At 47.9% G+C, this 1,258-nt stretch carries 1 protein-coding gene; it reads right to left on the bottom strand.

The genetic code is table 11. The features are described 5' to 3' along the window. Positions 1-52 precede the first annotated feature (52 nt). Complete coding sequence (locus tag CWE08_RS12490; protein ID WP_157981262.1) at positions 53-1,027, bottom strand: RHS repeat domain-containing protein; 975 nt, start codon at positions 1,025-1,027, stop codon at positions 53-55. Positions 1,028-1,258: the final 231 nt, after the last annotated feature.

The following is a 1,258-nucleotide window of genomic DNA, read 5'->3' as shown; positions in this document are numbered from 1 at the left end:
GCCACAATATAACGATGAGCGGCCACATGAATCACTTGGTAATCTGACACCGTCAGAGTATCGATTGGTAAAAACGAACGAACAGACCTCTAAAAATGTGTGGCACTAACCGGGGGATGTTTACAGTGCCACCTATCATTGCCGATATTACTGAGCCACTCACAACTTCACTTGCAGTTAACTCATTACCAGCGGGTAAAAACTTGCCGCCAAGCCCCTTAGTAACTCCGGCACTAAAGAACCCATGACCAAACTTGCCGCCTTGTAAGCTCGCCGCTACTCCGCCTACCATTGCGTGCGCGGTGATTTGTCCAGCAATTTGGCCTGAGGTCATCATATTGCCCCCAAAGCTAATGTCGCCAGAGGCAACCTCCTTGTAATGCGCCCCTATTTTTGAGAACGCAAAGGCACTGGCTCCAGCAACGGCCGCACCTCTAAGTGCTGCTGAGCGCGATACGCCCATCGCCCGATTAAACTCATAGCTCCAAGCCGCTGCGCCCCAACCTCCTCCAGAGATAGCCGATACAGCTGAGCCCACGAGATTCACCACATCGGCGCCAAATAACTTAACCGCACCACGAATTATGTTCCTCCGTAGCTTCTTAAACAAATACCCACTTGGGTCAGTGTAGCTTAATGGGTTGTTGAGTACATAGCTGTAGCGGTTAAAGTTTTGGCTGTTGCTCGGGCTTTGCACGAATGGGTCGGCTTGCAGGAAACGGCCAATGTGCGCATCGTAAATGCGCCCACCCATTTGCACTACGCTGGCATGGTCTACTTGCTCGTGGCCGGTATAGCCTTTATGGGTGAGGCTTAATATCGATGCTAAGGTAAAGTTTACCGCTTGGTTGTTACTTTTAAACACCGCCCGGCGTTTGCCAAAGGCATCGAAGCTGAGTTTTTCTTCTACTTGCCCCGCATCATCGGTAATCACATCCACACTGCCTAAGTGGTCCGTGTATACATAGCGGGTGGTGATGCTTTCACCGCGCTCTCCCTGTCGCAACTCAACAATAGCATTGCCCAAGTTACGCCGGAACCAACTTTCTCCCTTTCGCTCTATACGTTAAACACTTACTACTTTATAAAAATCAATTAGTTGACGCTATCTGTCAACTTTCGAACCTCTTTTATATACAAATATTGCCGAATTTCATCCACCTTGGGACCATCTAGTTGACTCCAATGTATTTCTATACGGTTAAAATCATTAGAAACAAAATATTTGATTCTATGAGTTTGAAACGCAGCTTCAAAT

The organism is Aliidiomarina iranensis (genome assembly GCF_003987135.1).
GTDB classification, from domain to species: Bacteria; Pseudomonadota; Gammaproteobacteria; order Enterobacterales; family Alteromonadaceae; genus Aliidiomarina; species Aliidiomarina iranensis.
This window is presented reverse-complemented; position numbering and strand designations above follow the sequence as displayed.